General features: G+C 64.7%; 24 protein-coding genes. 15 read left to right on the forward strand and 9 right to left on the reverse strand.

Annotated features, from left to right (window positions below):
* The first annotated feature begins 43 nt into the window (after positions 1–43).
* The 7 genes from cpdA (at position 44) to ONG87_RS02040 (ending at position 8,213) form a co-directional block, all read left to right on the forward strand.
* On the forward strand, positions 44–859 hold the full coding sequence (gene cpdA / locus ONG87_RS02010) for a 3',5'-cyclic-AMP phosphodiesterase (protein ID WP_264382110.1): 816 nt from the start codon (positions 44–46) through the stop codon (positions 857–859).
* Between the two features lie 152 nt (positions 860–1,011).
* On the forward strand, positions 1,012–1,620 hold the full coding sequence (locus ONG87_RS02015) for a YqiA/YcfP family alpha/beta fold hydrolase (protein ID WP_192048097.1): 609 nt from the start codon (positions 1,012–1,014) through the stop codon (positions 1,618–1,620).
* Between the two features lie 35 nt (positions 1,621–1,655).
* Complete coding sequence (gene parE, locus ONG87_RS02020) at positions 1,656–3,560, forward strand: DNA topoisomerase IV subunit B (protein WP_264382111.1); 1,905 nt, start codon at positions 1,656–1,658, stop codon at positions 3,558–3,560.
* An 8-nt stretch (positions 3,561–3,568) separates the two neighbouring features.
* The gene (locus ONG87_RS02025) at positions 3,569–4,555 is read left to right on the forward strand and encodes an esterase-like activity of phytase family protein (protein WP_264382816.1); all 987 of its coding nucleotides are present in this window, start codon (positions 3,569–3,571) and stop codon (positions 4,553–4,555) included.
* On the forward strand, positions 4,552–5,076 hold the full coding sequence (locus ONG87_RS02030; RefSeq protein WP_264382112.1) for a TIGR02281 family clan AA aspartic protease: 525 nt from the start codon (positions 4,552–4,554) through the stop codon (positions 5,074–5,076). The genes ONG87_RS02025 and ONG87_RS02030 overlap by 4 nt, the downstream gene beginning before the upstream one ends.
* A 7-nt stretch (positions 5,077–5,083) precedes the next feature.
* Positions 5,084–7,339, forward strand: coding sequence for a DNA topoisomerase IV subunit A (gene parC / locus ONG87_RS02035; RefSeq protein ID WP_122480398.1), 2,256 nt, complete (start codon positions 5,084–5,086; stop codon positions 7,337–7,339).
* Between the two features lie 169 nt (positions 7,340–7,508).
* On the forward strand, positions 7,509–8,213 hold the full coding sequence (locus ONG87_RS02040; protein WP_122480397.1) for a membrane integrity-associated transporter subunit PqiC: 705 nt from the start codon (positions 7,509–7,511) through the stop codon (positions 8,211–8,213).
* 60 nt (positions 8,214–8,273) lie between these two features.
* On the opposite strand, the gene ONG87_RS02045 is transcribed toward ONG87_RS02040, so the two are convergent.
* On the reverse strand, positions 8,274–9,776 hold the full coding sequence (locus ONG87_RS02045; RefSeq protein ID WP_264382113.1) for a histidine kinase: 1,503 nt from the start codon (positions 9,774–9,776) through the stop codon (positions 8,274–8,276).
* Between the two features lie 192 nt (positions 9,777–9,968).
* On the opposite strand from ONG87_RS02045, the gene serB reads away from it, so the two are divergent.
* Positions 9,969–10,919 carry a phosphoserine phosphatase SerB gene (serB, locus tag ONG87_RS02050; protein ID WP_264382817.1) on the forward strand — a complete coding sequence of 317 codons (951 nt, stop codon included), beginning with the start codon at positions 9,969–9,971 and terminating at the stop codon, positions 10,917–10,919.
* Between the two features lie 12 nt (positions 10,920–10,931).
* Here serB and ONG87_RS02055 read toward each other — a convergent pair whose 3' ends face one another.
* The 4 genes from ONG87_RS02055 to ONG87_RS02070 all read right to left on the reverse strand — a co-directional run bounded on the left by ONG87_RS02055 (position 10,932) and on the right by ONG87_RS02070 (position 16,157).
* Positions 10,932–12,713: a molecular chaperone gene (locus ONG87_RS02055; RefSeq protein ID WP_122480395.1), complete on the reverse strand. Its 1,782-nt coding sequence runs from the start codon at positions 12,711–12,713 to the stop codon at positions 10,932–10,934.
* Between the two features lie 155 nt (positions 12,714–12,868).
* The gene (gene asd / locus ONG87_RS02060) at positions 12,869–13,768 is read right to left on the reverse strand and encodes an archaetidylserine decarboxylase (protein WP_264382114.1); all 900 of its coding nucleotides are present in this window, start codon (positions 13,766–13,768) and stop codon (positions 12,869–12,871) included.
* A gap of 9 nt (positions 13,769–13,777) precedes the next feature.
* Complete coding sequence (locus ONG87_RS02065; protein ID WP_264382115.1) at positions 13,778–14,593, reverse strand: rhodanese-like domain-containing protein; 816 nt, start codon at positions 14,591–14,593, stop codon at positions 13,778–13,780.
* A 43-nt stretch (positions 14,594–14,636) separates the two neighbouring features.
* On the reverse strand, positions 14,637–16,157 hold the full coding sequence (locus tag ONG87_RS02070) for an HDOD domain-containing protein (RefSeq protein WP_264382116.1): 1,521 nt from the start codon (positions 16,155–16,157) through the stop codon (positions 14,637–14,639).
* A 169-nt stretch (positions 16,158–16,326) separates the two neighbouring features.
* On the opposite strand from ONG87_RS02070, the gene motA reads away from it, so the two are divergent.
* The gene (motA, locus tag ONG87_RS02075; RefSeq protein WP_122480391.1) at positions 16,327–17,178 is read left to right on the forward strand and encodes a flagellar motor stator protein MotA; all 852 of its coding nucleotides are present in this window, start codon (positions 16,327–16,329) and stop codon (positions 17,176–17,178) included.
* A 3-nt stretch (positions 17,179–17,181) separates the two neighbouring features.
* A complete protein-coding gene (motB, locus tag ONG87_RS02080; protein ID WP_122480390.1) occupies positions 17,182–18,207 on the forward strand; it encodes a flagellar motor protein MotB in 1,026 nt (341 codons plus the stop codon).
* 34 nt (positions 18,208–18,241) lie between these two features.
* Here the strand turns inward: motB and ONG87_RS02085 are convergent, their stop codons facing one another.
* Both ONG87_RS02085 and ONG87_RS02090 read right to left on the reverse strand, forming a co-directional pair.
* Complete coding sequence (locus tag ONG87_RS02085) at positions 18,242–18,709, reverse strand: toll/interleukin-1 receptor domain-containing protein (RefSeq protein WP_163007695.1); 468 nt, start codon at positions 18,707–18,709, stop codon at positions 18,242–18,244.
* A 186-nt stretch (positions 18,710–18,895) separates the two neighbouring features.
* Complete coding sequence (locus tag ONG87_RS02090) at positions 18,896–20,095, reverse strand: aspartate aminotransferase family protein (RefSeq protein ID WP_264382117.1); 1,200 nt, start codon at positions 20,093–20,095, stop codon at positions 18,896–18,898.
* Positions 20,096–20,193: 98 nt separating this feature from the next.
* Here ONG87_RS02090 and ONG87_RS02095 point away from each other — a divergent pair, with 98 nt between their 5' ends.
* Entirely contained in the window at positions 20,194–21,132 is a 939-nt protein-coding gene (locus ONG87_RS02095) for a LysR family transcriptional regulator (RefSeq protein WP_264382118.1), read from the forward strand.
* Here the strand turns inward: ONG87_RS02095 and rsgA are convergent.
* Positions 21,126–22,157: a small ribosomal subunit biogenesis GTPase RsgA gene (rsgA, locus tag ONG87_RS02100; protein ID WP_122714605.1), complete on the reverse strand. Its 1,032-nt coding sequence runs from the start codon at positions 22,155–22,157 to the stop codon at positions 21,126–21,128. The genes ONG87_RS02095 and rsgA overlap by 7 nt on opposite strands.
* Positions 22,158–22,252: 95 nt before the next feature.
* Here rsgA and orn point away from each other — a divergent pair, with 95 nt between their 5' ends.
* The gene (gene orn / locus ONG87_RS02105; RefSeq protein WP_264382119.1) at positions 22,253–22,795 is read left to right on the forward strand and encodes an oligoribonuclease; all 543 of its coding nucleotides are present in this window, start codon (positions 22,253–22,255) and stop codon (positions 22,793–22,795) included.
* Positions 22,796–22,873: 78 nt separating this feature from the next.
* On the opposite strand, the gene ONG87_RS02110 is transcribed toward orn, so the two are convergent.
* A complete protein-coding gene (locus ONG87_RS02110) occupies positions 22,874–24,184 on the reverse strand; it encodes an aminotransferase class I/II-fold pyridoxal phosphate-dependent enzyme (RefSeq protein ID WP_264382120.1) in 1,311 nt (436 codons plus the stop codon).
* A 28-nt stretch (positions 24,185–24,212) separates the two neighbouring features.
* Here ONG87_RS02110 and ONG87_RS02115 point away from each other — a divergent pair, with 28 nt between their 5' ends.
* Genes ONG87_RS02115 through ONG87_RS02125 form a run of 3 tightly spaced genes read left to right on the forward strand, consistent with a single transcriptional unit; the run spans position 24,213 to position 25,848 of the window.
* Positions 24,213–24,911, forward strand: coding sequence for a glutamine amidotransferase (locus tag ONG87_RS02115; RefSeq protein WP_264382121.1), 699 nt, complete (start codon positions 24,213–24,215; stop codon positions 24,909–24,911).
* Positions 24,908–25,615 carry an MOSC domain-containing protein gene (locus ONG87_RS02120; RefSeq protein ID WP_264382122.1) on the forward strand — a complete coding sequence of 236 codons (708 nt, stop codon included), beginning with the start codon at positions 24,908–24,910 and terminating at the stop codon, positions 25,613–25,615. Before ONG87_RS02115 ends, ONG87_RS02120 begins: the two co-directional genes overlap by 4 nt.
* A gap of 5 nt (positions 25,616–25,620) precedes the next feature.
* Complete coding sequence (locus tag ONG87_RS02125) at positions 25,621–25,848, forward strand: hypothetical protein (RefSeq protein WP_049862045.1); 228 nt, start codon at positions 25,621–25,623, stop codon at positions 25,846–25,848.
* Positions 25,849–25,876 lie beyond the last annotated feature (28 nt).

Below are 25,876 nucleotides of genomic sequence, written 5' to 3' on the forward strand. Positions count from 1 at the left end.
CTGCGCATAATTTGCCGGTTCGCCCTTTTGCCTGGAGACGGTCTTGTCGAGCCTATCTGATCCTGCTGTCGATGCACCGGTAGTGCTCGTGCAGCTTTCCGACAGCCACCTGGTGGCCGCAGCCGACGGTGCCATGTTCGGCTTGAACACGCGACGGAGCCTGGCGCAGGTGGTCGCGCAGGTGCTCGAGGAGCAGCCGCGCATCGACCTGCTGGTCGCCACCGGTGACCTGTCCCAAGACGGCACGCTGGCGTCTTACCAGGCGTTCGCGCAGGCCACCCAAGTCATTTGCGCACCCACGCGCTGGCTGCCCGGCAACCACGACGAGCCGGCGCTCATGCGGCAAGCCGCAGAAGGCACCCAGTGGCTGGAGCCTGTGGCGGATGTGGGTGCCTGGCGGGTGACGCTGCTCGATTCGGCCATCGCCGGTTCGGCAGCCGGCCATCTGGCCGACGATCAGTTGCAGTTGCTCGAGCGGGCGCTCGCTGAAGCACCGCACAAGCATCATCTGGTGTGCCTGCATCACCATCCGGTTGCGATCGGCAGCCAATGGATAGAGCCCATCGGGCTGCGCAACGCCGGGGCCCTGTTAGAGCTGCTCGGGCGTTTTCCGCAGGCGCGTGGTGTGCTCTGGGGGCATGTGCATCAGGAGATCGACCGGCACGCCCATGGCTTGCGCCTGCTGGCGTCGCCGTCCACGGGCATTCAGTTTCTGCCAGGCAGCGAGGATTTCGCACTGGACGACCGTGCGCCGGGCTACCGCTGGCTGCGCCTGATGCCCGACGGGCAGATCGAGACCGGCGTGTCGCGCCTGGCGAACTTCACCTTTACCCCCGACCTGAACGCCGCGGGTTATTGACTCAGAGGTGGTAGCGCGGCCTTCGCGGGCAGAGCCCGCTCCCGCAGGGTTTCGTGCCAGGATTGCAGCTTGCCCATATACCGACGCACCAACACCCCAACGGCACCCCCGACAAGGTAAACTGCGCGCCATCTCTATGCCCGGAGGCCCCCATGCCCGGTTCGATCCTCTACATTCACGGTCTGAACAGTTCGCCGGATTCGCAGAAAGCCCGCCAGCTGAGCGCGCTGATGCAACGCATCGGCCTGGCCGACCAGCTTCGCGCGCCGGCGCTGCACCACCATCCGCGCCAGGCCATTGCCCAGCTGGAAGCCGCACTGGCGGAGCTCGACGCGCCATTGCTGGTGGGAAGCTCCCTCGGCGGCTACTATGCGACGCATCTGGCCAAGCGCTTCGGGCTCAAGGCATTGTTGATCAACCCGGTGGTCAATCCGCACCGTCTGTTCGATGGCTATCTGGGGATGCAGACCAACCACTACACGGGCGAACGCTGGCAGTTGACCCGCGACCACGTCACGGCGCTGGCCGAGCTGGAAGTGCCGGCGCCCACCGATCCCGAGCGGCTTCAAGTGTGGCTGCAGACCGGCGACGAAACCCTTGACTATCGCCAGGCGGCGGCCTTCTACCAAGCCTGCAGCGTACACATCGAAAACGGCGGCGACCACGGCTTCCAAGGCTTTGCGCAAAAGTTGCCAGCGCTGCTGGCATTCGCCGGCATCGACGCAGCGCGTTACCAGGCCGTTGATTTTGCCCAGCTTTGATCACTCTTTTCACGAACGACTGACGACGAGACCCCATGGCCAATCCCAGCGCTAGCTCCTATAACGCAGACGCCATCGAAGTCCTCTCGGGCCTCGACCCGGTGCGCAAGCGCCCGGGCATGTACACCGACACCAGTCGGCCCAATCACCTGGCCCAGGAAGTCATCGACAACAGTGTCGACGAAGCCCTGGCGGGCCATGCGCGGTCCATTCAGGTCATCCTGCACGCCGATCACTCTCTGGAAGTGTCCGACGATGGCCGTGGCATGCCCGTGGACATCCACCCCGAGGAAGGCGTCAGCGGCGTCGAACTGATCCTCACCAAGCTGCACGCGGGCGGCAAGTTTTCCAACAAGAACTACCAATTCTCCGGCGGCCTGCACGGGGTCGGTATCTCGGTGGTCAACGCCTTGTCCAATCAGGTGCGGGTCAGGGTCAAGCGCGACGGCAACGAGTACCAGATGACCTTCGCCGATGGCTTCAAGGCCACCGATCTGGAAGTCATCGGCACCGTCGGCAAGCGCAACACCGGCACCAGCGTGTACTTCGCCCCGGACCCGAAATACTTCGATTCGCCGAAGTTTTCCGTCAGCCGCCTCAAGCATGTGCTCAAGGCCAAGGCGGTGTTGTGTCCCGGCCTGCTGGTCAGCTTCGAAGACAAGGGCAGCGGCGAGAAGGTCGAATGGCATTACGAAGACGGTCTGCGTTCGTACCTGATCGACGCGGTCACCGAATTCGCTCGCCTGCCCGACGAGCCGTTCTGCGGCAGCCTGGCGGGCAACAAGGAAGCCGTGGACTGGGCACTGCTGTGGTTGCCCGATGGTGGCGACAGCGTTCAGGAAAGCTACGTCAACCTGATCCCGACGGCCCAGGGCGGTACCCACGTCAACGGGCTGCGCCAGGGTCTGCTGGATGCGATGCGCGAGTTCTGCGAGTTCCGCAACCTGCTGCCGCGCGGCTTGAAGCTGGCGCCGGAAGATATCTGGGAACGCATCGCCTTCGTGCTGTCGATGAAGATGCAGGATGCGCAGTTCTCCGGCCAGACCAAGGAGCGGCTGTCCTCGCGCGAGGCGGCTGCGTTCGTCTCCGGCGTGGTCAAGGACGCCTTCAGCCTGTGGCTCAACGCCCATCCCGAATTGGGCATGCAGTTGGCCGAACTGGCGATCAGCAACGCCGGGCGTCGCCTCAAGGCGAGCAAGAAGGTCGAGCGCAAGCGCATCACCCAAGGCCCCGCATTGCCTGGCAAGCTGGCTGACTGCGCCGGGCAGGACCCGGCCCGCTCCGAACTGTTCCTTGTCGAAGGGGACTCGGCCGGTGGCTCGGCCAAACAGGCGCGGGACAAGGAGTTCCAGGCGATCCTGCCGTTGCGCGGCAAGATCCTCAACACCTGGGAGGTGGACGGCAGCGAAGTACTCGCCAGCCAGGAAGTCCACAACATTGCCGTGGCCATCGGCGTCGATCCCGGTGCCGCCGATATCAGCCAACTGCGCTACGGCAAGGTGTGCATCCTGGCCGACGCCGACTCCGACGGCCTGCACATCGCGACCCTGTTGTGCGCGCTGTTCGTCCAGCACTTCCGACCCTTGGTGGACGCCGGTCACGTCTATGTCGCCATGCCACCGCTGTACCGCATCGACCTGGGCAAGGAGATCTTCTACGCCCTGGACGAGGCCGAGCGCGACGGCATTCTCGACCGCCTGGTTGCCGAAAAGAAACGCGGCAAGCCGCAGGTCACGCGCTTCAAGGGCCTGGGCGAAATGAACCCGCCGCAGCTGCGCGAAACCACCATGGACCCCAACACCCGCCGGCTGGTGCAACTGACCCTGGACGACTTCGCCGGCACCACCGAAATCATGGACATGCTGCTGGCCAAGAAACGTGCGGGCGACCGCAAGGCGTGGCTCGAGTCCAAGGGCAACCTGGCCGAGGTGCTGGCTTGATCGCAGCGCTGCTGACAGCCCTGTTCGCCCTGGCCCTGCCGACGCTGGCCGTGGCGTCGGTGCAACCACCCGTGCCCGAGCTGACCCTGGTCGGCGAGCACGCGGTGGACGGTATGCCCACCGGAAACCTGTCCGGCCTGGCGCTGTGCCGCAAGACCTTGTGGGCCGTTTCGGACCGGGAGGACGGTACGGTCTATCGGCTCGATACCTCGACTCCCAACTGGCAGGCCACGGCCGTAGCCTTCAAGGCGCCGCCGGTACCGCCCAGCGGGCTGCCCGTTCGTCTGCGCATGAGCAGTTGGGCGGCGGCCTTCGTGCGTGGCGGCGACCTGGATTTCGAAGGCATCAGCTGCGATGCCCGAGGCAACCAATACCTGGTCAGCGAAGCTCACGTCGCGGTGCTGCAGATTCCCGTGTCGGGCGAGCCGAAATGGTTGCCCCTGGACCCGACCCTGATCAGTCAGGCACGTGCCAGCAACCTGCTGTTGCATTTCAATGCCCTGTTCGAAGGGCTGACCGTCAACCCGGCCGGCGACCGCTTGTGGCTGGCTGCCGAACGTCAGCAGCGCGGCCTGCTGGCCGTTCGCAAGCGGCCATTGAGCTGGAGCTGTGAGGGGCGTTGCGTATTGCTTGCCGAAGGCGGTGCGGAAGCCCTTCCGGTGCAGATTCCCCGGGCCCGGCACATGCCGCGCGATTTTGCCGATCTGGCCTGGTTCGATGGCAAGCTGTTCACGCTGGAACGCAATGCCTATCGCATCTGTCGTCGCGACGCGGACACGGCTGCCGTGGAGCGGTGCTGGTCGTTCGCCGCCGAGGCGCTGTTGCCGGTTCGCCGCTATGATGCTCCCTACGGTCTGACCGAAGCGCTGAGCGTCGATGCCGAGGGGGCATGGGTGGGCACCGACAATAACCAGTGGGCCCGCGCCGATGGCGAGCGTCGCCCGGTGGTCTGGCGCTTCGCGGCCCCCGCCGGCGGCTGGAGCGCCGCGCCATGAGCCAGGCCGCACCGGGCAGGCGTGTTGGCAAGGTGTTGATGCTGCTGGCCTGGGCCGCGGCGTTGTACCTGGCCACGCAGTTCTTCGGTGACTGGGAACAGCGTCGAGAAAATCCCAATGCGGTGCCGGTTTCCCAGCACGGCGACGGCTACGTGGAAGTGCAACTGGCCGGCAATGGCCAAGGGCACTTCGTCAGCTGCGGCTTCATCAATGGGCAGCCGGTGCAGTTCATGCTCGACACCGGCGCCACCGATGTGGCCATGCCCGAAGCGGTCTCGCGCAAGCTCGATCTGGCCCGCGGTGCACCAGTGCTGCTGACCACTGCCAACGGCAAGACCCAAGGCTACCGCACCGAGATCGCCACTCTGCAGCTGGGCGATATCCGCCTGAGCAATGTCCGCGCCCTGGTGGTGCCGGGCTTCGACGGCGACCAGGTGCTGCTGGGCATGAGCGCTCTGAAACAACTTGAATTCACTCAGCGCGGTGGCAACTTGCTGCTGCGCCAGACCACGAAACGATGAGGCTTGCATGAGCGATTCCCTCGATCTCAGTCTTGACGGCGTAGAACGCCGGTCCCTGGCTGACTTCACCGAACAGGCCTACCTCAACTACTCCATGTACGTGATCATGGACCGCGCCCTGCCGCATATCGGCGATGGCCTCAAGCCGGTCCAGCGGCGCATCGTCTATGCCATGAGCGAGTTGGGCCTGGACGCCGACGCCAAGCACAAGAAGTCCGCGCGCACCGTGGGCGACGTGCTCGGCAAGTTCCACCCCCATGGCGACTCGGCCTGCTACGAGGCCATGGTCTTGATGGCGCAGCCGTTCAGCTATCGCTACACGCTGGTCGATGGCCAGGGCAACTGGGGCGCGCCGGATGATCCGAAGTCCTTTGCGGCCATGCGCTACACCGAGGCACGCCTGTCGCGCTATTCCGAGGTGCTGCTCACCGAACTGGGCCAGGGCACGGCGGACTGGGTGCCGAACTTCGACGGTACCCTCGACGAGCCGTCGGTGCTGCCGGCACGGCTGCCCAATATCCTGCTCAACGGCACCACCGGCATTGCCGTAGGCATGGCCACCGACGTTCCACCGCACAACCTGCGCGAAGTGGCCAGCGCCTGTGTGCGCCTGCTCGACGAGCCCAAGGCGACGATCGAGCAGCTCTGCGAACACATCCAGGGCCCCGACTACCCGACCGAAGCGGAAATCATCACCCCGCGTGCCGATCTGCTGAAAATCTACCAGACCGGCCGCGGCTCGGTGCGCATGCGCGCGGTGTATCGCCTGGAAGACGGCGACGTAGTCGTCACTGCCTTGCCGCACCAAGTGTCCGGCGCCAAAGTGCTGGAACAGATCGCGGCGCAGATGCAGGCCAAGAAGCTGCCGATGGTGGCCGATCTGCGTGACGAATCCGACCACGAGCACCCGTGTCGCATCGTCATCATTCCACGCTCCAATCGCGTCGAAGTCGACGACTTGATGCAGCATCTGTTCGCCACCACCGATCTGGAGTCGACCTACCGGGTCAACGTCAACATCATCGGTCTGGACGGTCGCCCGCAGTTGAAGAACCTGCGCACGTTGCTGGTCGAATGGCTGGAGTTCCGTGTCAACACCGTGCGCCGTCGCCTGCAGTTCCGCCTGGACAAGGTCGAACGTCGCCTGCACCTGTTGGACGGCTTGCTGATCGCCTTCCTCAACCTGGATGAAGTGATCCACATCATCCGCACCGAGGAGCATCCCAAGGCGCGCCTGATCGAACGCTTTGCCCTCACCGAGATCCAGGCCGACTACATTCTCGACACGCGCCTGCGTCAGCTCGCGCGCCTCGAGGAAATGAAGATCCGCGGCGAGCAGGAAGAACTGGCCAAGGAACGCGCCAAGCTGCAGGCGCTGCTGGGCAGCGAAAGCAAGCTGAAGAAGCTGGTGCGCGCCGAGCTGATCAAGGACGCCGAAACCTATGGCGACGAGCGTCGCTCGCCGATCGTTGCGCGCAGCGAAGCACGCGCGCTGTCGGAGAACGAGCTGATGCCGACCGAGCCGGTGACGGTGGTGCTGTCGGAAAAAGGCTGGGTGCGCTGTGGCAAAGGTCACGATATCGACGCCACGGGCCTCTCCTACAAGGCCGGTGACGGCTACAAGACCGCAGCCATCGGGCGTTCGAACCAGTTCGCGGTATTCATCGACTCGACCGGGCGCAGCTATTCGGTGGCCGCGCATACCCTGCCTTCCGCCCGTGGCCAGGGCGAACCCCTGACCGGCCGCCTGACGCCGCCACCCGGCGCCACCTTCGAGTGCGTGATGCTGCCCGACGACGACGCGTTGTACGTCATCGCGTCGGACGCCGGCTACGGCTTCGTGGTCAAGGGCGAAGACCTGCAGGCCAAGAACAAGGCTGGCAAGGCACTGCTCAGCCTGCCCAAAGGGGCCAAGGTGATCAACCCGCGTGCCGTACCCGATCGGGAACGGAACTGGCTGGCCGCGGTAACCACCGAGGGCCGCCTGCTGGTGTTCAAGATCAGCGACCTGCCGCAACTGGGCAAGGGCAAAGGCAACAAGATCATCGGCATTCCCGGTGATCGCGTGGCCAGTCGTGAAGAATTCGTCACTGACCTTGCGGTGGTCGCCGAAGGCTCGACGCTGGTGCTGCACGCGGGTAAACGCACGCTGTCGCTCAAGCCCGATGACCTGGAGCACTACCGCGGCGAGCGTGGGCGGCGCGGCAACAAGCTGCCCCGCGGTTTCCAGCGTGTCGACGCTCTGGTCGTGGAAAACCTCTGATCGACGACCGCGCCTGGACGGTGGCCGTGCTGCCGTTCGACGGACAAGCACTGGAGTCAGGGCGCGGATTCACGGATGATAGGCCCTTTCGCGGCGCTGCCAAGCGGCAGCGTCCAGACGACTCGGTCAAGTATTGCTGCGGTTGCCGTGTGGCAGCCGCCTGGATGAAATGATGAAACTGTTGCGCCTTCCCGTGATTTTATTGCTCAGCGGCGTGCTGGGACTGGCCGGATGCAGCACGCATCAACCGGTGGCCCTGTACCAGCTCGACAGCGGCAACCCCGGGCTGCCCAAGGAAAGTCGAGGTATGGCCGTGCTGCTGGGGCCAGTATCCGTGGCCGACTACCTGCAGCGCGAAACGCTGCTGCAGCGCCAGTCCGACGGCAGCCTGAGAGCGTCCACCGACGGTCGCTGGGCCGGCAGCCTTTCTGCCGACATCGACCAGTTGCTGTTGCGCCAGATGGCCTGGCGCCTGGACAGCCAGCGCGTGGTGTTGGCGCCTACGCCCGCCAACTTCACGCCTGACGCACAGGTGCTGTTGTCGATCACGCGACTCGATTCAGGCAGCGGCCAGCCTGCCGTCCTGGATGCCCAGTGGCGTGTCCTCGACCGCCGTGGGCAAGTGCGTGACAACCGCATCGTCCATCTCGAGGAAAAGCATGACGGCGGCACCGCGGATCAAGTCCAGGCCCAGGGCGTACTGCTGCAGCGCCTGGCCGCGCAGCTGACTGCAGCGCTCAAGCCGCTGGCCAACCAGCCGGCGCTGGTCGAGGAGCGCAAGTCCGCGCCGGCGCAGGTGCGCCGCGAGCAAGAAAAGTCGCGGATTCCTCTGGCTACGCCTATCCGCACCGATCTGGAAGTGTTCCGCTTCTAGAACGGCGCCCACAAAAAAGCCCGCATTGCGGGCTTTTTTTATGGGCAAACGCTCAACCAATCAGCTGATTCGTGCCAGTTGGCGTTCCAGCAAGGACGGGTAGGGCTCCAGCAGACGCTCTACGCAGCAGGCACCTTCGGGGCTGGCAATCGAGCGAATGCGCGCGCGTTGACGGATCAGCGGGTCTTCGCCGATCTCGCGCACCACCAGCAACAGGTTGCGGCTGTGCTGCGAAAGCGCCAGTGCATCCTGGGCCGATTCGGTCAGCAGCAGGTCGATGGAGTTCAAGCCGTGAACTTCGTCGCTGAGCACCAGACCCAACTGCAGTTGCAGGGTGATGCCGCTGTCGGCGACCTCGATCTGCAAGGCATGGCCCAGGGCACGCAACAGTTCGCCGCAGCAGATCGCGTTGGTCAGGTAGTCATCACCGCTGTGTTCACTGTGGAACAGCATCAGGGTGCTGCCGTCGTTGAGCATGTGCACTTCGCTCTCGTACAGCGAGGCGGCCTGTTGCAGGCAGTCGTGATAGCGCTCCAGCAGCTCGGCCAGACGTGCCTTGGGCAGACGACGCAGTTGTTCCTGTGCACCCAGTTGCACGGCCAGCACGGCGCTGTCGGTGTGCACCCGAGCCACGGCAGTGGTCGGCTGCTTGATCACGGCCACCGGGGTTTCGCGCAGGTCGGCGAACGGGTCGTCACCGAAGTCTTCTTCGTCTTCGTCAGCCTGAATCTGGCGCATGACCGGTTTTACCGGCTTGGCTGCCACGGGCGGGAAGGGGCCCGGCTTGGCGGTTGCCGTGCGCACGGGTGGCGCTGCGTGCGGCACCTCGTCTTCGTCGGTGTCTTCGGGTTCGACCTCGGGCTCGCGCGGCTCTGGCGCCAGCTGTGCGTGCAGCTGCCGGGCCAGGTCGCCGATCTCGTCGGTGCGCTGGGTGGCCGGGGTGAACTCGTCGGGGTTGCGCAACCAGACCCGCAGTTGCAGCAGTGGCGTGGAGACGTAGCGACCCAGCCGCAGGCTCAAAGCCAGTGCCAGCACCAACAGGATACCGGCCAGAACGCCCATGCTTTGCAGGCTGATGGTCAACGGCTGCTGGAACTGATTCATGTCCAGGCTGATGCGCAGTTGCCCGGCCAGCGCATCCTGAAAGTTGATCTTGGTTTCGTACAGCCCCTGGCTCTGCCCCAGCAGGCCGCTTTTGGGGCGCTGTCCGGCTTCGGCGAGAATGCGGTTGTCCGGGCTGAAGATCGCCGCGTGGGCGACCAGCGGGTTCTTCACCAGGTTGTTGAGCAGCACGTTGAGGCTGAGAATGTCGTTGGACACCAGCAACTCGGTGGCGGACGTGGCCGTTTGCGTGGTCAGGCTCTGCCCCACCGCGTCGGCCTGCTCGTGCATGGCCTGCTTGAACTGCAGACCCATGACACAGGCGTAGATCACCAGGGCAATGGCAACCAGCACGATGTTGGTGAACGCGATGCGCAAAGCCAGGGGCACTCGACGGTGGCGCACGGCTCGGAAGATCAGCAGGAAGAAGTTGTCGGTTTTGACTGGCGTAGGCCGGTTCACTGAGCGCGGCTCTTTGTCCGTGAAGTTGGCGCGCAGTATAACGAGCACCCTCCGAGCGGCAAAGCGCTGCCTGTGCCCGATGGTCACTGAAAGTGGTTAGAATGCGTTTTTTTTCATGAAACGGGGTGCCTCTTGCGCGAAATCGTCCTGATCAACATCACCGCTCAGGAGCAGTCGGGCATCGCCGATGCCTTGCGCGCCGCTCTGGCCGCCGATACCACGTTCAGCGCCGCCCAGTCCGCCACGCCGGCTGAACATGTGGTCAGCGTGATGGGGCGCCATGTCGGTTACCCTGCCTTGCAGCAGGTTATCAGCCTGCTGAGCGAGCATGGCTTGGCGTTGGCGAGCATCGAGCGCCTGTCTGCGGCGGCGGGCGGCAACGCCTGTTTCGAGCTGGGCCTGCTCGGCACGCTGGAGCAGCCGCTGCAATTGCGCGGGCAAGTGCTTGAGCTCAGCGCCGCGCTGGGTCTGGACATCGTCTACCAGCCCGAATCCCCTCAGCGCCGACAGCCACGCCTGGCGGTGTTCGACATGGATTCGACCCTGATCGAGGCCGAGGTGATCGACGAACTGGCCAAGGCCGCTGGCATCGGCGAACGTGTTGCGGCCATCACCGAGCAGGCCATGCGCGGCGAAATCGACTTTCGCGCCAGCTTCAAGGCACGCCTGGCCCTGCTCGACGGCCTCGACGTTGCGGTCCTCGATGACATCGGCGCCCAACTGCGCCTGAGTGAAGGGGCCGAGCGCCTGTTCGCCGAACTCAACCGCATGGGCGTGAAGACGGCCATTCTGTCCGGTGGCTTCACGTATTTCGCCAGGCAGTTGCAGGAGCGCCTGGGCATCACCCATGTGTTCGCCAACGAACTGCAGGTGGTCGACGGCAAATGCACCGGCGTGGCAGTCGAGCCGATCGTCGACGCCCAGCGCAAGGCCGACCTGCTGCAGCAGCTGGCTCGTGAACAGGGTGTGGAGTTGAGCGAGACCCTCGCCGTGGGCGATGGTGCCAACGACCTGGCCATGCTGGCGATTGCAGGTCTGGGCGTGGCGTTCCGTGCCAAGCCGCTGGTACGGCAGTCGGCGCGTCAGGCCATCAGCGTGCTGGGGCTGGACGCCGTGCTGTACCTGCTGGGCCGCCGCGACTGAACGCAGGCTGGCTCAGAGGTCTTTCCACAGCGAATCGAAGTCTTCTTCGGGCGCCGCATCGTCGGCACCGGCCGGTGCCGGTTTGGCCACCTCCAGCAGGTGGTATTCGAACTGGTTGAAGCTGCCGGTGCCGGTCATGCGCTGACCAAGGCCGGCCGGGCGTTCTTCACCTTGGGTGTTGATGATCACCTTGTTGCCTTCCAGGAACGGCATGCGCGGGGCCAGCAGGGAGGCGGGTATGTCGATGGCGCGGATTTCCGGCAGCAACAGGCCGCGCAGGAACTGGCTGTTCTGCTCGCTGACGCGCACCAGTTGCAGACCGCATGGCTGCGCGTGCGGTGCCACCAGCTCGATGCCCATCTGCGTGCCGCCACTGCGCACCTGACGGATCCAGCGCACCACCGCCACGCTCCAGCCCTGGGCCTGGGTGTCCTGGATGCCGATCATTTCGCCGGCCTGCAGCTGCGGCGGGACTTCCCTTGGCCATGCCAGGCAATAGCCACCGGGGCTGTGGTTGACGATCTGCAGAGCGTAGGTAGGGAAGTGCTGGTCATTGTTGGACGCGCTGGCGGCGCCGCTGCCTTCGCCGCTCGGCAGGTCGTACTGGATTTCTTCGTAGTCGCCGTGCCGATCGGTTTCGCTCGGCCTGCTCCAGGACTGGGTGGCGGCGCCCGGCACGAACTGCGCGCTCTGGGAAAGGGCCGGGCGCTTGAGGATCTCGCTGAAGGAACGCTCGCCGCCAATGTAGTAATGCAGCGCGCTCATGCCGATGCACACCGTCAGGTTGCCCTGACCGGGGGTGCGGGTAAAGGTGCGTTCCGCCACATCGCCCCAGGCGGCCGCCACGTGTTGCAGCAGATCGATACTGAAGTTGCTGGGAATCAGCCGCGACTGAGCACGCTGCTCGACCGGCATTTCCAGGTGCGTCTTGATCGCCTCGACCAGATCGGCGGGGTCAAGTCCGACCAGCAGTGGCAACTGGTCCTCTTCATACAGCGTCTTGTAGCGCGGCGGGCTGTCTTCGTCGGGCGCCATGGCGAACAGGCTCGAAGCCAGGGTGGCAGGCTGCACACGCACCAGCAGGCTCCAGGCCTCGAGCACTTCGGCCAGACGCAGGATCGCCTGCTGGCGCATCTGGTTGCAGCGTGAACTGCCCAGCAACAAGGCGGCGGTGTAGCTTTGCTGCACGCTCAGGGTCGTGCCATGCGCGGCCAGCGGGTCATTGATCGGGACGTTCTGCAACTGATGCGCCAGGGCCGCCTGGTACAGCTGGTGCAGTTCCAGCCAGACCCCGTCGGGCACAGGGCAGTACAGCAGGCTGGCGCGCATCACTGGCCCATTCAGGCAGTGCAGGGCGCGCTGCGCAGCGGTGGCCAGCAGCGTGGCGCGATCCTTGGAGGCACGGTCTTTGGAGTAAGTGGAGGAAATGCGCAGTACGATCTGCTTGTAGCCGATCGCCAGGTGGTTCTGCAGGGCCTGGCACAGGTTGGCGACCTTGCGCGAGCGCTCGTCGAGAACGATAGACTGGTTGAGGAAGTGTCGCTCCAGATGCTTGCAGACGAAATACACCTCGGGCCGCAGCAGCTCGAGCAGTTGCAGGCGGTTTTCGCTGGGCGTGAGCAGTTGGTTGAGTTCGCCCAGGCCCTGGTACAGCAACCGGGCAGTTTCCCCCAGATTGGCCTTGGGCAGCTTGGCAATCCAGCGCTTGAGGTCGCGCGGGGTCGCTTCGCAGAAGGTCAGGCTCAACTGCGATGGCGTCGGTGCGCGCAACAACAGATGGGGGCGTGGCGACATCGGTCGTTTCCTGGTTCAACTCAGGTCGTCGCTCGAGGGCTTGAACGACGAAAAAAGACAGGCCATTCATTTGGCCGTATGCAAGGACTTTAACAGCATTGGATAACGGTCGCAGCCCCGATGTCGCCGAGGCTGCGCCGTGCCGTCCGCGCGGCTCAGATCACCGGGGGAGGTGTCGCCGACGCGGCCGCGGTCGAACTGTGCGCAAGTCCCAGGCCCTGGCCCATGTTCACCGGTGACAGGTTGGCCAGATGATGGGCCCATTGGACCTGTTCCGGGCCAAACAGCATGACCACGGTGGAGCCCAGCTTGAAGCGGCCCATCTCGGCACCTTTCTCCAGATGGATCGGCGCACGAGCGGCTTCGTCGTAGCGAAAGGTCTTGAGTTCGCGCTTGGGCGGCGTCACCAGGCCCGCCCAGACGGTTTCTATCGAGGCGACGATCATCGCGCCCACCAGCACCATGGCCATCGGCCCGCGTTCGGTGTCGAAGATGCACACCACCCGTTCGTTGCGCGCGAACAGTTCAGGCACGTTCTCGGCGGTGGTCTGGTTGACCGAGAAGATGCGCCCCGGCACATAGATCATTTCACGCAGGGTACCCGCCAGTGGCATGTGCACCCGATGGTAGTCGCGCGGTGACAGGTAGATGGTGGCGAACTTGCCACCCATGAAAGGAGCGGCGTTGTCTGGATCGCCGCCCAGCAGTTCGAGCACGCTGAAGCTGTGGCCCTTGGCCTGGAAAATGCGACCGTGTTCGATGGTGCCCAGCTGGCTGACGGCGCCGTCGGCCGGCGAGAGGATTGCACCGGGGGTCGGGTCCAGCGGACGCGCATCGGGCTTCAGGGCACGGGTGAAGAAGGCGTTGAAGTTCTCGTAGGCACTCAGGTCTTCGACCTGGGCCAGCGACATGTCGACGTTGTAGCGCTCGGCGAACCAGCGGGTGAAGGCGTTCTTGAACCAGCGCGAGCGGCATTCGGCAACGCACCCGGCCAGGCGCGAGAGCAGGTGATGGGGCAGCAGGTACTGGCTGATGATGAACAGGCGATCTTTCATTGAGTGTCCTTAAACTTCGGTGGGGGTGTCGGGGTGGTTGCCCCATTCGCCCCAGGAACCGGCATAGCCCTTGACGCGTGGATAGCCCAGCGCCTTGGCCACGAGATAAGTGAAGCCAGAGCGGTGATGGGTCTGGCAGTGAGTGATGATTTCCTTGTCGGCGGTGATGCCCAGGCCGTCGAGCATCTGCGCGACGTCGCTGCGGATGCGCAGCTGGCGCGCCGGATCCATGGCGGCGGTCCACTCCAGGTTGATCGCACCGGGAATGTGCCCCGCCTTGGCTGCCAGCACTTTTTCGCCCGAGTATTCCAGCGGGCCGCGGGCATCCCAGATGGCCAGGTCGCTGGCGCCCAGGCGGCTTTGCAGGTACTCGCGGGTTGCGGTGGGCTCGTCGTGCAGGGTCAGCGACACCGGGCCGCCGGCGCTGGCTGGCGTGTCCTGGCTCAGCGGCAGGCCGGCGGCCTCCCAGGCCAGGATGCCGCCATCGAGGTAGTGATAGCGAGAATGGCCGATCACGTCGAGCAGCCAGATGAAGCGTCCGGCCCAGCCGCCGCCCTCGTCGTCGTAGACCACGTAGGTCGCCTGCGGGTGGTGCCCCAGCTCGCCGAACAGCTGCTCCAGCGCCGCCAGCCCGGGCAACAGCCCCGGTGCAGGCGGCTGACCCAATTGGGTACGCTTGGGATCGACGAAACGCGCCCCGCGGATGTGCCCGGATGCGTAGCGCGCGGCGCTGGTCAGGTCGACCACGATCAGGTTGGCGGCGTCGAGCCGAGTACTCAGCGCCTCGGGCTCGATCACCAGGGGCAGGCCAGCGAAGTCAGGCATTCGGGTCTCCAGACGAAACGGAACGACGATTGTAGCGCAAGCCTTACCGGCTGCGGTTGGTAAAGCTGTCCAGCGCGCGCTCGATGCACTGTGCGGTCTTGCCGAAGCCCTGCACACTGATCTCGGAAAACGGGCGTCCGCCCTGGTCGGCGACCAGCAACGTGTGCACGCGACCTTCGACCCCCAGCGAGCGCAGCAGCACGTGTTCACCGCGGAACAGCGCGCGCAGGGTCGCCGGCAGCAGCGCCTGGAGCTGTGCGCTGTTGGCGCTGCCCATGCGCAACTGCGTCGGTTGGGCGAGCAGCCGCTGCAACAGGCTGCTGTGCTCGATGCCCAGGCTCAGCGCGGCCGCCTCCTTGGGCAGCCCCGCGCTCTGGTGCACGCGCAGGCTGCCATGGCTGCGGTCGACCATCAGCAGCATGACCCGCTGCATGCCGCATGCCAGCAGTGCATCGCGCGCGCAGGTGGTCAGGTGCAAGGCATTGTTGAACGGCGTTGGCGTGGCCAGCAGCTGCGTGCACAGGTGCCGCCAGCCCGCCAGTGCCGCTTCGCTGGGTGCCGGCGCCGGTTCGCTGTCCTGCGTCGCGGGCGCGTGCTGCGGCGGCCACGGCAGGCTGCGCGCCGGGTGCCACAGGTCGGTAGCCCAGTGCACACGGGCGCTGTGCACCGCATGTTGATGAACCTGTTGCTGCACCTGCTCCAGCGGCACTTGCAGGTACAGGCAGCTCAGGTACTGCCAGCGCTGCAGGTGGGGGGTGAACCAGCCGTGCTGCGCCGCCAGGGCCAGACCATTGGCCATCAGGATGGTATTGGCCGGCTGGTTCAGCCAGCGGCGCAGCGCCGGCTCGTCGTCCAGTTGCTGTTGCTGACGCAGGCGGTGCTGGTTGTCGCGGGCGATGTGCAGCGCCTGCACCAGCGCCCGGCGTTCCCCAAGCAGCAGGCGATAGCCGTGCAGCACCCAGGCCGGCAAGCGCCATTTCTGCGCCAGTGCCTCGCAGAGCACCAGCAGCGGTACGCCGAACAGCGCCTGCTCGACCGTGGCCGCCGTTTCGCCCTCGGCAATGACCCGACGCTCCCATTCATCGAGCAGTTCGGGGTAGGTGGCAGCCAGTGGCCAGAGCGGCGACAGGAACAACAGGCTGCCCCAGTGGATCTCCTGCCACAGCCGCGCCAGCCGTGCCGCGAACAGGCCATTGGCCTGCTGGCTGGCATGCTGGCTGATCATCTGCAACTGACGCAGGGTCAGGGGCATCTGCTGCGGGTCGAGCGCGGGCAGGCGCATCAGCAACTCTTCGGCACGCGACAGGCCCAGCCGGTTCAGGGCCACTTCGAGGCTTTCCGCCGGTTCCGCCAGGCTGTTGCTGGCATGCCGGTTGGCTTCGCGCATCACGCTGAGCACCAGTGCCGGGCTGTGCTGCATCAGGTCAGCGATGTCGCGCAGCGAGCGGCGTCGGTCCTTGATCGCCGCGCGAACCTTGTCGTGGTAGAGCCTGGGGATCGGCAGGCGCACGCCATCGAGCAATGCGAGCCAGGTGTCGAGGGTTTGAGGCTTGGCGTTGGACACTATGCTTATCCTGATGCATGCCTGAATGCAGGCCGACTACACGAACGGACCAAACTGGCTTTTGAAAACCGCTGCCTATAGTCTGGCGCAGTTCTGCCGATAAGGAGAACAACAGATTCAACATCACCTTTTTCGTCCATGAACCCGACTTCTGAAGTGTTTTTTATCCATGGCTAAAATTATCGGCATCATTGTCGTGTTCGCCAGCGTGCTCGGCGGATACGTTCTTTCCCATGGTCAGTTGGCTGCCCTGGTGCAGCCCTTCGAGGTGCTGATCATCGGTGGCGCCGCACTGGGCGCGTTCCTGCAGGCCAACCCCGGCAGCACCACCATGATCGTGCTGAAGAAGTCGCTGAAGATGTTCAAGTCGCGCTTCAGTCATGCCTTCTATCTGGAAGTGCTGAGCCTGCTGTTCGAGATCCTCAACAAGAGCCGTCGCGAGGGCATGATGTCCATCGAGGCCGACATCGAGGACGTCGCCGCCAGCCCGATCTTCGCCAAGTACCCAGCCCTCCTCAAGGACGAGCAGATGATGGCCTTCATCTGCGATTACCTGCGCATCATGTCTTCGGGCAACATGGCCCCACACGAACTCGAAGGCTTGTTCGACATGGAGCTGCTGAGCATGAAGGAAGAGCTCGAGCACCCGTCCCACGCCGTGACCGGTATCGCCGATGCGTTGCCCGGTTTCGGTATCGTTGCGGCGGTGCTGGGTATCGTCGTGACCATGGCCTCGCTGGGTGATGGCGACAAGGCAGCGATCGGCGGCCACGTCGGCGCCGCCCTGGTCGGTACGTTCCTGGGTATCCTGGCGGCCTATGGTTTCTTCGGGCCCTTGGCGACCTGCCTGGCCCATGACGCCAAGGAAGAACTGAACGTCTACGAGGCCATCAAGGCGTCGCTGGTGGCTTCGGCCTCGGGCATGCCGCCGTCGCTGGCCGTGGAGTTCGGGCGCAAGGTGCTGTACCCGGCGCACCGGCCCAGCTTCGCCGAACTCGAACAAGCCGTACGCGGTCGCTGAGTCATGGAAAACAACCAGCCCATCATCGTCAAGCGGGTCAAGCGCTTTGGCGGCGGCCATCATGGCGGCGCCTGGAAGATCGCGTTCGCCGACTTCGCGACGGCGATGATGGCGTTCTTCCTGGTATTGTGGCTGTTGTCCGAAGCTACGCCTGAACAGAAGATCGCCATCGCTGGCTACTTCAAGGACCCGATCGGCTTCTCCGAAAGCGGTACGCCCTATGTCATCGACCTGGGCGGCTCGCCCCAGCTATCGCCCGAGAAGACGCTGAATCCGGACGTCGAGGTGTCGCCGCCCAAGCCCGAAACCTCGACCCAGGTCGCGGCCGAGCAGGCCGAGCAAGTGGCCCAGCAGGTTGAAAAGGAACGCCTCGAATTGTTGCTGCAGGAACTGCAGAACAAGGTCGACGAAAACCCCCAGCTGCAGAAATTCAAGGACCAGATCCTTTTCGAGATCACTCAGGACGGTTTGCGCATCCAGATAACCGACGCCGAGAATCGGCCGATGTTCGACCTGGGCAGTGCGCGGCTCAAACCCTATTTCGAGGACATCCTGCTGGCCATGGCGGACACCATCAAGGCGGTGCCGAACAAGATCAGCGTCAGCGGTCACACCGATGCCAAGCCCTACGCCGGCAGTGCGGCGGGCGGCTTCGGCAATTGGGAGCTGTCGTCCAACCGTGCCAATGCCGCGCGCCGCGCGCTGGTAGCCGGCAGCTACCCGGAAGACCAGATCGCGCGCGTGGTTGGCTATGGCTCGTCTTCGCTGTTCGACCGCAAGGATCCGCTGAACTCCATCAATCGCCGTATCGATATCGTGGTTCTGACCAAGAAGGCCCAGCGCGATATCGAAGGCGAGCAACCGGCCCTGGAAACTCCGGCCCCCGGCGCGCCTCCAGCTGCCAGTCCTCCTGGCGCGTCGATCGGTGATCCCGATGCGCCGGTGCAGCCGCGCGAGCTGCGCCAGCGGCTGAACCTCTTCGAGGACGGCTCGACGAAGATGGTCGAGCCGGGCAAACCCGCGCCCTGATGGGCCGCACCGCCTTCCCAGCCTTGCGGCCGAGCTAGAATCCACGCCCGATGCGTTCGCGCAGGCCCCTGTGGATATCGCGCGCGCACAGCTGCAGCGGCGTCTCGCGCTGACTGGCCGGCATGCGCAGGGCCGCCTCGCGGTGGTAGGCCTCGATGACGAAGTCCAATTGCTGCGTGCGCGTCAGGGTCGGCCAATGGGCCAGGTATTCGGGCAGCGCCTGGTCACCCATTCGATACACGCAGATGCGTCGGTCCCACGAGGTCGCCTCGCCGATGGAGAAGGGTATCCACCAACGCCGCGCGCTGCTGTGGGACATCATCAGGATCACGTGGGTGCAGTCACGGATGTGCGCGGTGATCGTCTCGGTGACATGCAGGGTGGTCAGCGATTCGAAGTCCATCACGTCCATGCGCACCTCGATCCCGGCCCTGCGCAGTTGCTTGCGGACCCGCAGCGCGTGTGGATGATCGGCATGCTGGTAGCCGATGAACACGCTCATCGCCGACTCCCGCCAGCAGTCGGTCGAACGAGGCGCAGGCAGGCAACGGGCAGGTCGAGCATGGAAAACCTTCATCGTGAGTGTTGAAGGTTGAAAGATTGTTCAATGCCGTTTAAGCGGCAAGGGATGTCATTCAAAAGAGACATTCCTTACCTAGGAAAGTAACTTCTCCTACGGCCAATTCCTCTAGCCGGCACCTGTGCAAAACCCTTGCGGCGCATGGACCAAGGCGTACAGGGCATCGGCAATACGCTCCACCTCAGCCGCACTCAGGATCAAGGGCGGCAGCAGGCGCAGGGTGGTGCCACGGGTCACGTTGATCAGCAGGGCATGCTCTTGCGCCGCCCGCTGCATCAGTTCGCGACAGGGCCGGTCCAGCTCCACGCCGATCATCAGGCCCACGCCGCGCACAGCCTTGACTCCGGGCAAGACGCCCACTTCGCTGCGCAAGCGTTCGAGCAGCGCCTGCCCCTGGCGCGCGGCGTTGTCCAGCAGCCCCTCGCGCTCGATGATGTCCAGCACCGTGCAGCCAACCCGGCAGGCCAGCGGGTTGCCGCCGAACGTGCTGCCATGGCTGCCGGGCGTGAACAGGCGGCCTACTGCCGCGCTGGCCAGGCAGGCGCCGATCGGAATGCCATTGCCCAGGGCCTTGGCCAGCGTGAGCACATCCGGCTGGATGCCCGCATGCTGGTAGGCGAACCACTGGCCGGTGCGACCGATGCCACTCTGGATCTCATCGAGCATCAGCAACCAGCCATGGTGGTCGCAGTGCTCACGCAGGGCGCGCAGGTAGGCGGCGGAGGCGACATGCACACCGCTTTCGCCTTGAATCGGTTCGAGCAACACTGCCGCAATGCGCTGTCCGAACGCCTGGGTGACGCTGGCCAGCGCGTCGAGGTCGGCGAAGGGGATCTTCACGCAATCGCCCGGCAGTTGGCCCAGTCCGGCGCTCAAGTGCGCGCCATCGCTGGCTGCCAGGGTGGCCAGGGTGCGCCCGTGAAAGGCGTTGTTCATGACCACCACCAAAGGCCGGGCGATGCCGCGGGCATGGCCATGCAGGCGGGCCAGCTTCAATGCGGTCTCGTTTGCCTCGGCCCCCGAATTGTTGAAGAACGCCAGGGCCAGGCCGGATTTTTCAGCCAGCTTCGCGCCCAATCGTTGCTGCCAGTCGATGGCATACAGGTTGGACGTGTGCAGCAACAGCCCGGCTTGTTCGGCAATGGCGGCTACCACGTCGGGATGGCTATGGCCCACGTTGGTCACCGCCACGCCGGCCAGTGCATCCAGGTATTCGCGGCCGCTGTCGTCCCACAGGCGGGTGCCGAGGCCGCGGGTGAACGTCAGGGGTAGGGGTTGATAGGTCGGCATCAAGTGGCTGGCGCTCATCGCGAATCTCTCGGGAGGAAATGAATCTGCAGTATTCCCTTCAAGCTCAGATGGATAAACGCCGCTAGACTGGATGCACTTTTCACTTGGAGTTGATAATGGATCTGTTCCAAGCCATGCAGGTGTACGTGAAAGTCGTGGAGCTGGGCACCATGACGGCAGCCGCCAACGCCTGCGACCTGTCCACGACCATGGTCAGCAACCATCTGCATGCATTGGAGCGGCGTCTGGGCGTTACCCTGTTGCTGCGCACCACGCGCCGTCAGCAGGTGACCGACGCGGGCCAGGCCTACTACCAGCGCTGCCTGGAGGTGCTGGGACTGGTCGCCGATTCCGAGCGCTGGGCCGAACACACCCAAGGCACCCCGCAGGGCCTGTTACGGATCACCGCGCCGCCTACCTTCGGCGCCGAGTGCCTGGCGCCGGCACTGGCGGGGTTTCTTCAGCGTTATCCACAGATCAGCGTCAGCCTCAGCCTCGGCGATCAGGTACAGGACATGCTCGACGGCCGGTACGACGCCGCCCTGCGCCTGGGTAATCTGGAGCCCTCGACCTTGATCGCGCGTCCGCTGGACGACTATCGGCTGAGCATCTGTGCGTCCCCGGACTACCTGCGTCGCCATGGCACGCCTGGCCACCCCGAAGAGCTGGCTGCCCACGAGTGCCTGCAGTTCATGTACAACCCAGGCGATGAGTGGCGCGGCACGCAAAAGCGGTGGTCCATGCAGGGGCCCAATGGCTCGATCGGCGTCGATGTTCGAGGGCGTCTGGTCACCAACAGCAGCGCCGGGCTGCGTCAGGCCGCCCTGGCGGGCATGGGCCTGGTGATGCTTCCCGACGTGCTGGTGCGTGGCGATCTCGAGGAAGGCAAGCTGGTCCAGGTACTGGCTCGATACGCGTTGCCCGGCAGACCCATGCACCTGCTTTATCCACAGGCGCGCTACCGTTCGCCGAAGCTGCGCGCATTCGTGGACTACATCGTCCAGACCCTGGGGCCGCAGCCGGCCTCAGGGTCAGCAGATACCCTGGATCAGTAGGTGTCCTGGGTCAGGCTGGCGATGATCGAGCGGTAGCTGTTCATGCGCTGCTGCTGCACACGGCCATCGTCCAGTGCTGCGAGCAAGGCGCAGCCGGGTTCGCGGTCGTGCTTGCAGTCGCGGAAGCGACAGGTGCCAAGCAGGTCGGCGAACTCGATGAAGCCGGCTTCGACGTCGGCGCGGCTGACATGGCCCAGGCCGAACTCGCGGATACCGGGGGAGTCGATCAGCTCACCGCCGCCGGGGAAGTGGAACAACCGTGCGGTGGTGGTGGTGTGCGTGCCCTGGCCGGACCATTCCGACAGCGCACCCACGCGGGCCTGCACTTCAGGCAGCAGGCTGTTGACCAGCGATGACTTGCCTACGCCGGACTGGCCCACGAATACGCTGATGTGACCATCCAGGCGTGCCTGCAACTGCTGCATGCCATCGCCCTGATGGGCCGAGACCTCGAGCAGCGGGTAACCCAGCTGGCGATACACCGCCAGCAGCGCGTTGAGCGCCGGCGCATTTTGCTCGTCGATCAGGTCGGCCTTGTTCAGCAGCAGCAGGGGATGTATGCCCGCGTGTTCGGCAGCCACCAGGTAGCGGTCGATCAGGTTGGCATGGGGTTCGGGCATGGGCGCGAACACGATGACGATCAAATCGACGTTGGCCGCGACCGGCTTGAGCTGCCCGCGGCTGTCGGGGCGGCATAGCTCGGTGCTGCGCGGCAGTTGGGCAACGATGACACCGATGCCCTGATTGCCAGCGCGCCAGACCACCTTGTCGCCAGTGACCAGCGCCGGCAGGTTGGCGCGCAGGTAGCAGCGGCAAACCTGGCCGGCGTGCTCGCCTTCCAGCGCCTCGACTTCCACCTGAACACCGAAGTGCGCGATTACCAGCCCTGTCTGCTCGGGGCCCAGGTCGCCGCCCTCGAGCGTCTCCAGGGCCTGGGACTCGCGCTTGGCGGCGCGGGCAGCGCGCTCGCCCTGGATTTTTTCGATGCGCCAGTTCTGGCGGCGGTTCAGTTGGCGTTTGGCCATGTGTGTTCCGTGTAAATGAATGCAGGTGTTGACGAAGGCGGGATACTAGCACGGCCGGCTAGGCTAAACTGCGCAGCTACGCCGAGGAGACTTTCATGCAGAACCCACAGAACCTGATCTGGATCGACCTGGAAATGACCGGCCTGGACCCGGATCACGATGTCATCATCGAAATGGCCACCATCGTCACCGACAGCGACCTCAATACCCTGGCCGAAGGGCCGGTCATCGCCATCCACCAGAGCGACGAGATCCTCGCCGGCATGGACGAGTGGAACACCCGTCAGCACGGCGGCTCCGGCCTGACCCAGCGGGTGCGCGAGAGCACCGTCAGCATGGCCGAAGCGCAGGCGCAGACCATTGCCTTCCTCGAGCAATGGGTGCCCAAGGGCAAGTCGCCGATCTGCGGCAACAGCATCTGCCAGGATCGCCGCTTCCTCTACCGCCACATGCGCGAACTGGAAAACTACTTCCACTACCGCAACCTCGACGTTTCGACCCTCAAGGAGCTGGCCGCGCGCTGGGCCCCGGAGGTCAAGGACAGCTTCCAGAAGGGCAGCACCCACCTGGCCCTGGACGACATCCGCGAATCCATCGCCGAGCTGCAACACTACCGCAAGCATTTCATCAAGTTCTGAAGCCCGGAAACCTCTGCTGTGGGAGCGAAGCGGGCGGCGATCCCTCTGCCCGCGAAGCGGCCCTCAAGCCTACCTCTCTCAATACACCCGACGCCGGGGTGCCTGCATGGCACTGGCGATATCGCCGGCCAACCGCGCGATATCGGCATGAGCCAGGTTGCCGACACTGACACGCACCGCCGGCCCGCTCTGCAACCGGAACGGCTGGCCCGCCTGGACTGCCCAGCCGGCGGCTGCCAACGCCTGCACCGTCGATGTCTCGTCAATAACCGGCAGCCATACGTGCAGACCTTCACCCGCGCTGGACAGCCTCACACCGTTGAGTTCTAGCGCTTCGAGAAGCGAAAGCCGCCGGCTTCGATAGTTGGCGCCAACTGCCGTCAAACGATCCGCTTGCAGCATCGCGTTCCACAGGTGGGCGGTCAGCCGTTGCAGCAGCAGACTGACCCAGCGCGGACCGACCCGCTGCTGGCGTTGCATCTCGCCGTGCAAGGAAGCGCTGGCGCCCGCAATCGACACCCGCAGGTCGGGCCCGATGAACTTGCTGGTCGACAGCACATAGACCCATTGCTGTGGCAGCGGCTGCAAATCAATGATCGGGGCCTGGCTCAGCGGCCCCCAATGATCGTCGATCACCAACAGGGTCTGCACCGGGTCCTGCATGGCCTGCGACCACTGCCGCCACCGCTGGGCGTCGAACGAACAGCCGGTCGGGTTCTGCGCGCGAGGCGTCAATACCACGGCCGCCGCACCGCGCAGCACCTCGGGCGCCGGTGGCAGCGCGCCACGGTCGTCCATCGCCAGGGTCACCGGCTTGAGCTGCAGCCCGGCGAGTAGATCGCGCAACGGTGGCCAGCACGGGTCTTCGATCAGCACCGTGGCGCCGGGTCGGCAGCGCGCCCGCAATGCTCGCTCCACAGCGTCCAGCGCCCCGCAATACACGCCTACGTGCTCGCTGGGCAATCGCTGGCTCACGAGCCAGTCGCGTGCCAGGCCGGATAGCTGTGGATCATCGCCGAACTGGTCGAAACCATTCTGCTTGAAGTTGCGCAGCAGCCAGTCGTGATCCGCGGCTGGCAACAGCGCGGCATCCAGGTTGCCGCTGGCCATGTCGTCGAGGCCCTGAGGAATAACGAAGCCGTGTTCGGCGACCTGCGACCCAGGTGCATTGACGCGCGTGCCGCGGCGCCCGTCGGTGATCAACAGGCCGCTGTCGCGCAGCCTTCCATAGGCCGCCGCGACGGTATTGGGGCTGACCTCGAGCTGCATGGCCAGGTTGCGGACCGAAGGCAGCGAAGCGTTTTGAAGCAAATCACCCTGGCGGATCTGCCGCTCGATGGCGTCGGCGATCTCGACGGCAGTGGACGCATTCGTCAATAATGTATTCATACATTCATATTATTGTATTGGTGCAAAAATGAAAAGAGCATTGGTCCTGCGTCACCTCGCGTTCGAAGACCTGGGTTGCCTGGCTGCGGTGCTGGAAGCCGAAGGCTATGCAATCGAAACGATAGAGGCGCCTCTGCACCCGCTGGCGTCGCTCGATGTGAACTCGGCAGACCTGCTGATCATCCTTGGCGGGCCTATCGGCGCTTTCGATGAAGGGCTGTACCCATTCCTGCTGGAAGAACTCCAGCTCATCCGCCAACGCCTGGACAACGGTAAACCCTTGTTGGGCATCTGCCTGGGCGCTCAGTTGATCGCTCGCGCCCTGGGCGCCGACGTTGGCGCCATGGGCCATAAGGAAATCGGCTTCGGCCCCGTCACGCTGACCGCAGCCGGAAGCGCCTCGGTACTGGCGCCCCTGGCGAACGGAATACCCGTACTGCACTGGCACGGCGATCAGTTCGACATTCCAGCGCAGGCCACGCTGCTCGCCGGTACCGACGCCTGCCCCCATCAGGCATTCAGCGTGGGCGATCAGCTGCTCGCGCTGCAATTTCATCTCGAGGTGGCACCGCAGGCACTCGAAGCATGGCTGGTCGGCCACGCCGACGAACTGCATCAACAGCGAATCGACCCTCGCGAACTGCGCGCCCAGGCTCAGGCCCTGGGTTCTGCAGGCGTACAAGCAGCCAGCACGATCCTGATCGACTGGCTGGCGCGCCTGCGATGAGTGGGGCGCGGTCCGTCATCGAGTTGCGGCACGTGCTCGCGGGCAAGTCTCGCCGTTTTACGCGCCCAGGCAGTTTCACCGGTATCGACAAGGAGTCGGTGTGCGGACCGGTTGAAGTGGGAACGCTGGGAATAACAGGCGATGAGCAGGGGGACCGCCGCATCCATGGAGGCCCCGACAAAGCCCTTCACCACTACCCGTTCGAGCACTATCAGGCGTGGACACAGCTCATCGGCGAGCATCCACGCCTTGCATGGCCAGGCGCATTCGGCGAGAACCTGTCGACTGTCGGTCTCGACGAAACCACCGTTTGCCTGGGTGACATCTTTCGCTGCGGCGACGTGCTCCTCGAAGTCAGCCAGACCCGCCAGCCTTGCTGGAAGCTCAGCGACCGCTTCGAGGTGAGCGATATGGCCTTGCGCATGCAGGCCAGTGCAATGACCGGCTGGTATTACCGGGTCCTCGAGGGCGGTGTCCTGCGAGCAGGCGACGCAATGGTGCTCGAGGGCCGCCCCATCCCTCGATGGCCGTTGCGCAAAGTCATCGCGCTCTTGTACGAACGGCCGCTGGACCTCGATGAGTTGAGCCAACTTGCGCAACTGCCGCTCGTACCATCCTGGCGCTCACTCGTGGAGCGGCGCCTGACAACGGGGCAGATCGAGAACTGGGCCAGCCGAGTGCTGGGTCCCCTTTCAGGAGAGTAGAAACCATGCAGCACTTTCGCGTCATCGTTCAATTGCACCGGGCGTACTGGTGCCAGTTCGATATAGAGCATGCCGCTGCCGAGCATGCATTGGCGGATGTGGTCCGCCGCTTCCCCGAAGGCGAGGGCTACACCCTCGACATACAACGCAAAACGGGTGAGCGCCGGTTGTTGGAATCCACGCCTGACGGGATTCGGTTGCTGTATGCGCAGGGCATGTTTGCAAAGACTTGAATGCCATCAATGGCGCAATTGGTTGAAC

Origin of the sequence: Pseudomonas sp. MM227 (assembly GCF_947090715.1) — a bacterium.
GTDB lineage: Bacteria > Pseudomonadota > Gammaproteobacteria > Pseudomonadales > Pseudomonadaceae > Aquipseudomonas > Aquipseudomonas baltica.

Bases quoted from the DNA above. Each gene is read 5' to 3' on its own strand.
- ONG87_RS02030 (WP_264382112.1), top strand. From the start codon at position 4,552: ATGAGCCAGGCCGCACCGGGCAGGCGTGTTGGCAAGGTGTTGATGCTG.
- ONG87_RS02015 (WP_192048097.1), top strand. From the start codon at position 1,012: ATGCCCGGTTCGATCCTCTACATTCACGGTCTGAACAGTTCGCCGGAT.
- motB (WP_122480390.1), top strand. From the start codon at position 17,182: ATGGAAAACAACCAGCCCATCATCGTCAAGCGGGTCAAGCGCTTTGGC.
- motA (WP_122480391.1), top strand. From the start codon at position 16,327: ATGGCTAAAATTATCGGCATCATTGTCGTGTTCGCCAGCGTGCTCGGC.
- rsgA (WP_122714605.1), bottom strand. From the start codon at position 22,157: ATGGCCAAACGCCAACTGAACCGCCGCCAGAACTGGCGCATCGAAAAA.
- ONG87_RS02065 (WP_264382115.1), bottom strand. From the start codon at position 14,593: ATGCCTGACTTCGCTGGCCTGCCCCTGGTGATCGAGCCCGAGGCGCTG.
- parC (WP_122480398.1), top strand. From the start codon at position 5,084: ATGAGCGATTCCCTCGATCTCAGTCTTGACGGCGTAGAACGCCGGTCC.
- ONG87_RS02040 (WP_122480397.1), top strand. From the start codon at position 7,509: ATGATGAAACTGTTGCGCCTTCCCGTGATTTTATTGCTCAGCGGCGTG.
- ONG87_RS02120 (WP_264382122.1), top strand. From the start codon at position 24,908: ATGAGTGGGGCGCGGTCCGTCATCGAGTTGCGGCACGTGCTCGCGGGC.
- ONG87_RS02115 (WP_264382121.1), top strand. From the start codon at position 24,213: ATGAAAAGAGCATTGGTCCTGCGTCACCTCGCGTTCGAAGACCTGGGT.
- orn (WP_264382119.1), top strand. From the start codon at position 22,253: ATGCAGAACCCACAGAACCTGATCTGGATCGACCTGGAAATGACCGGC.
- asd (WP_264382114.1), bottom strand. From the start codon at position 13,768: ATGAAAGATCGCCTGTTCATCATCAGCCAGTACCTGCTGCCCCATCAC.
- ONG87_RS02055 (WP_122480395.1), bottom strand. From the start codon at position 12,713: ATGTCGCCACGCCCCCATCTGTTGTTGCGCGCACCGACGCCATCGCAG.
- ONG87_RS02095 (WP_264382118.1), top strand. From the start codon at position 20,194: ATGGATCTGTTCCAAGCCATGCAGGTGTACGTGAAAGTCGTGGAGCTG.
- ONG87_RS02110 (WP_264382120.1), bottom strand. From the start codon at position 24,184: ATGAATACATTATTGACGAATGCGTCCACTGCCGTCGAGATCGCCGAC.
- parE (WP_264382111.1), top strand. From the start codon at position 1,656: ATGGCCAATCCCAGCGCTAGCTCCTATAACGCAGACGCCATCGAAGTC.
- ONG87_RS02090 (WP_264382117.1), bottom strand. From the start codon at position 20,095: ATGAGCGCCAGCCACTTGATGCCGACCTATCAACCCCTACCCCTGACG.
- ONG87_RS02125 (WP_049862045.1), top strand. From the start codon at position 25,621: ATGCAGCACTTTCGCGTCATCGTTCAATTGCACCGGGCGTACTGGTGC.
- ONG87_RS02085 (WP_163007695.1), bottom strand. From the start codon at position 18,709: ATGAGCGTGTTCATCGGCTACCAGCATGCCGATCATCCACACGCGCTG.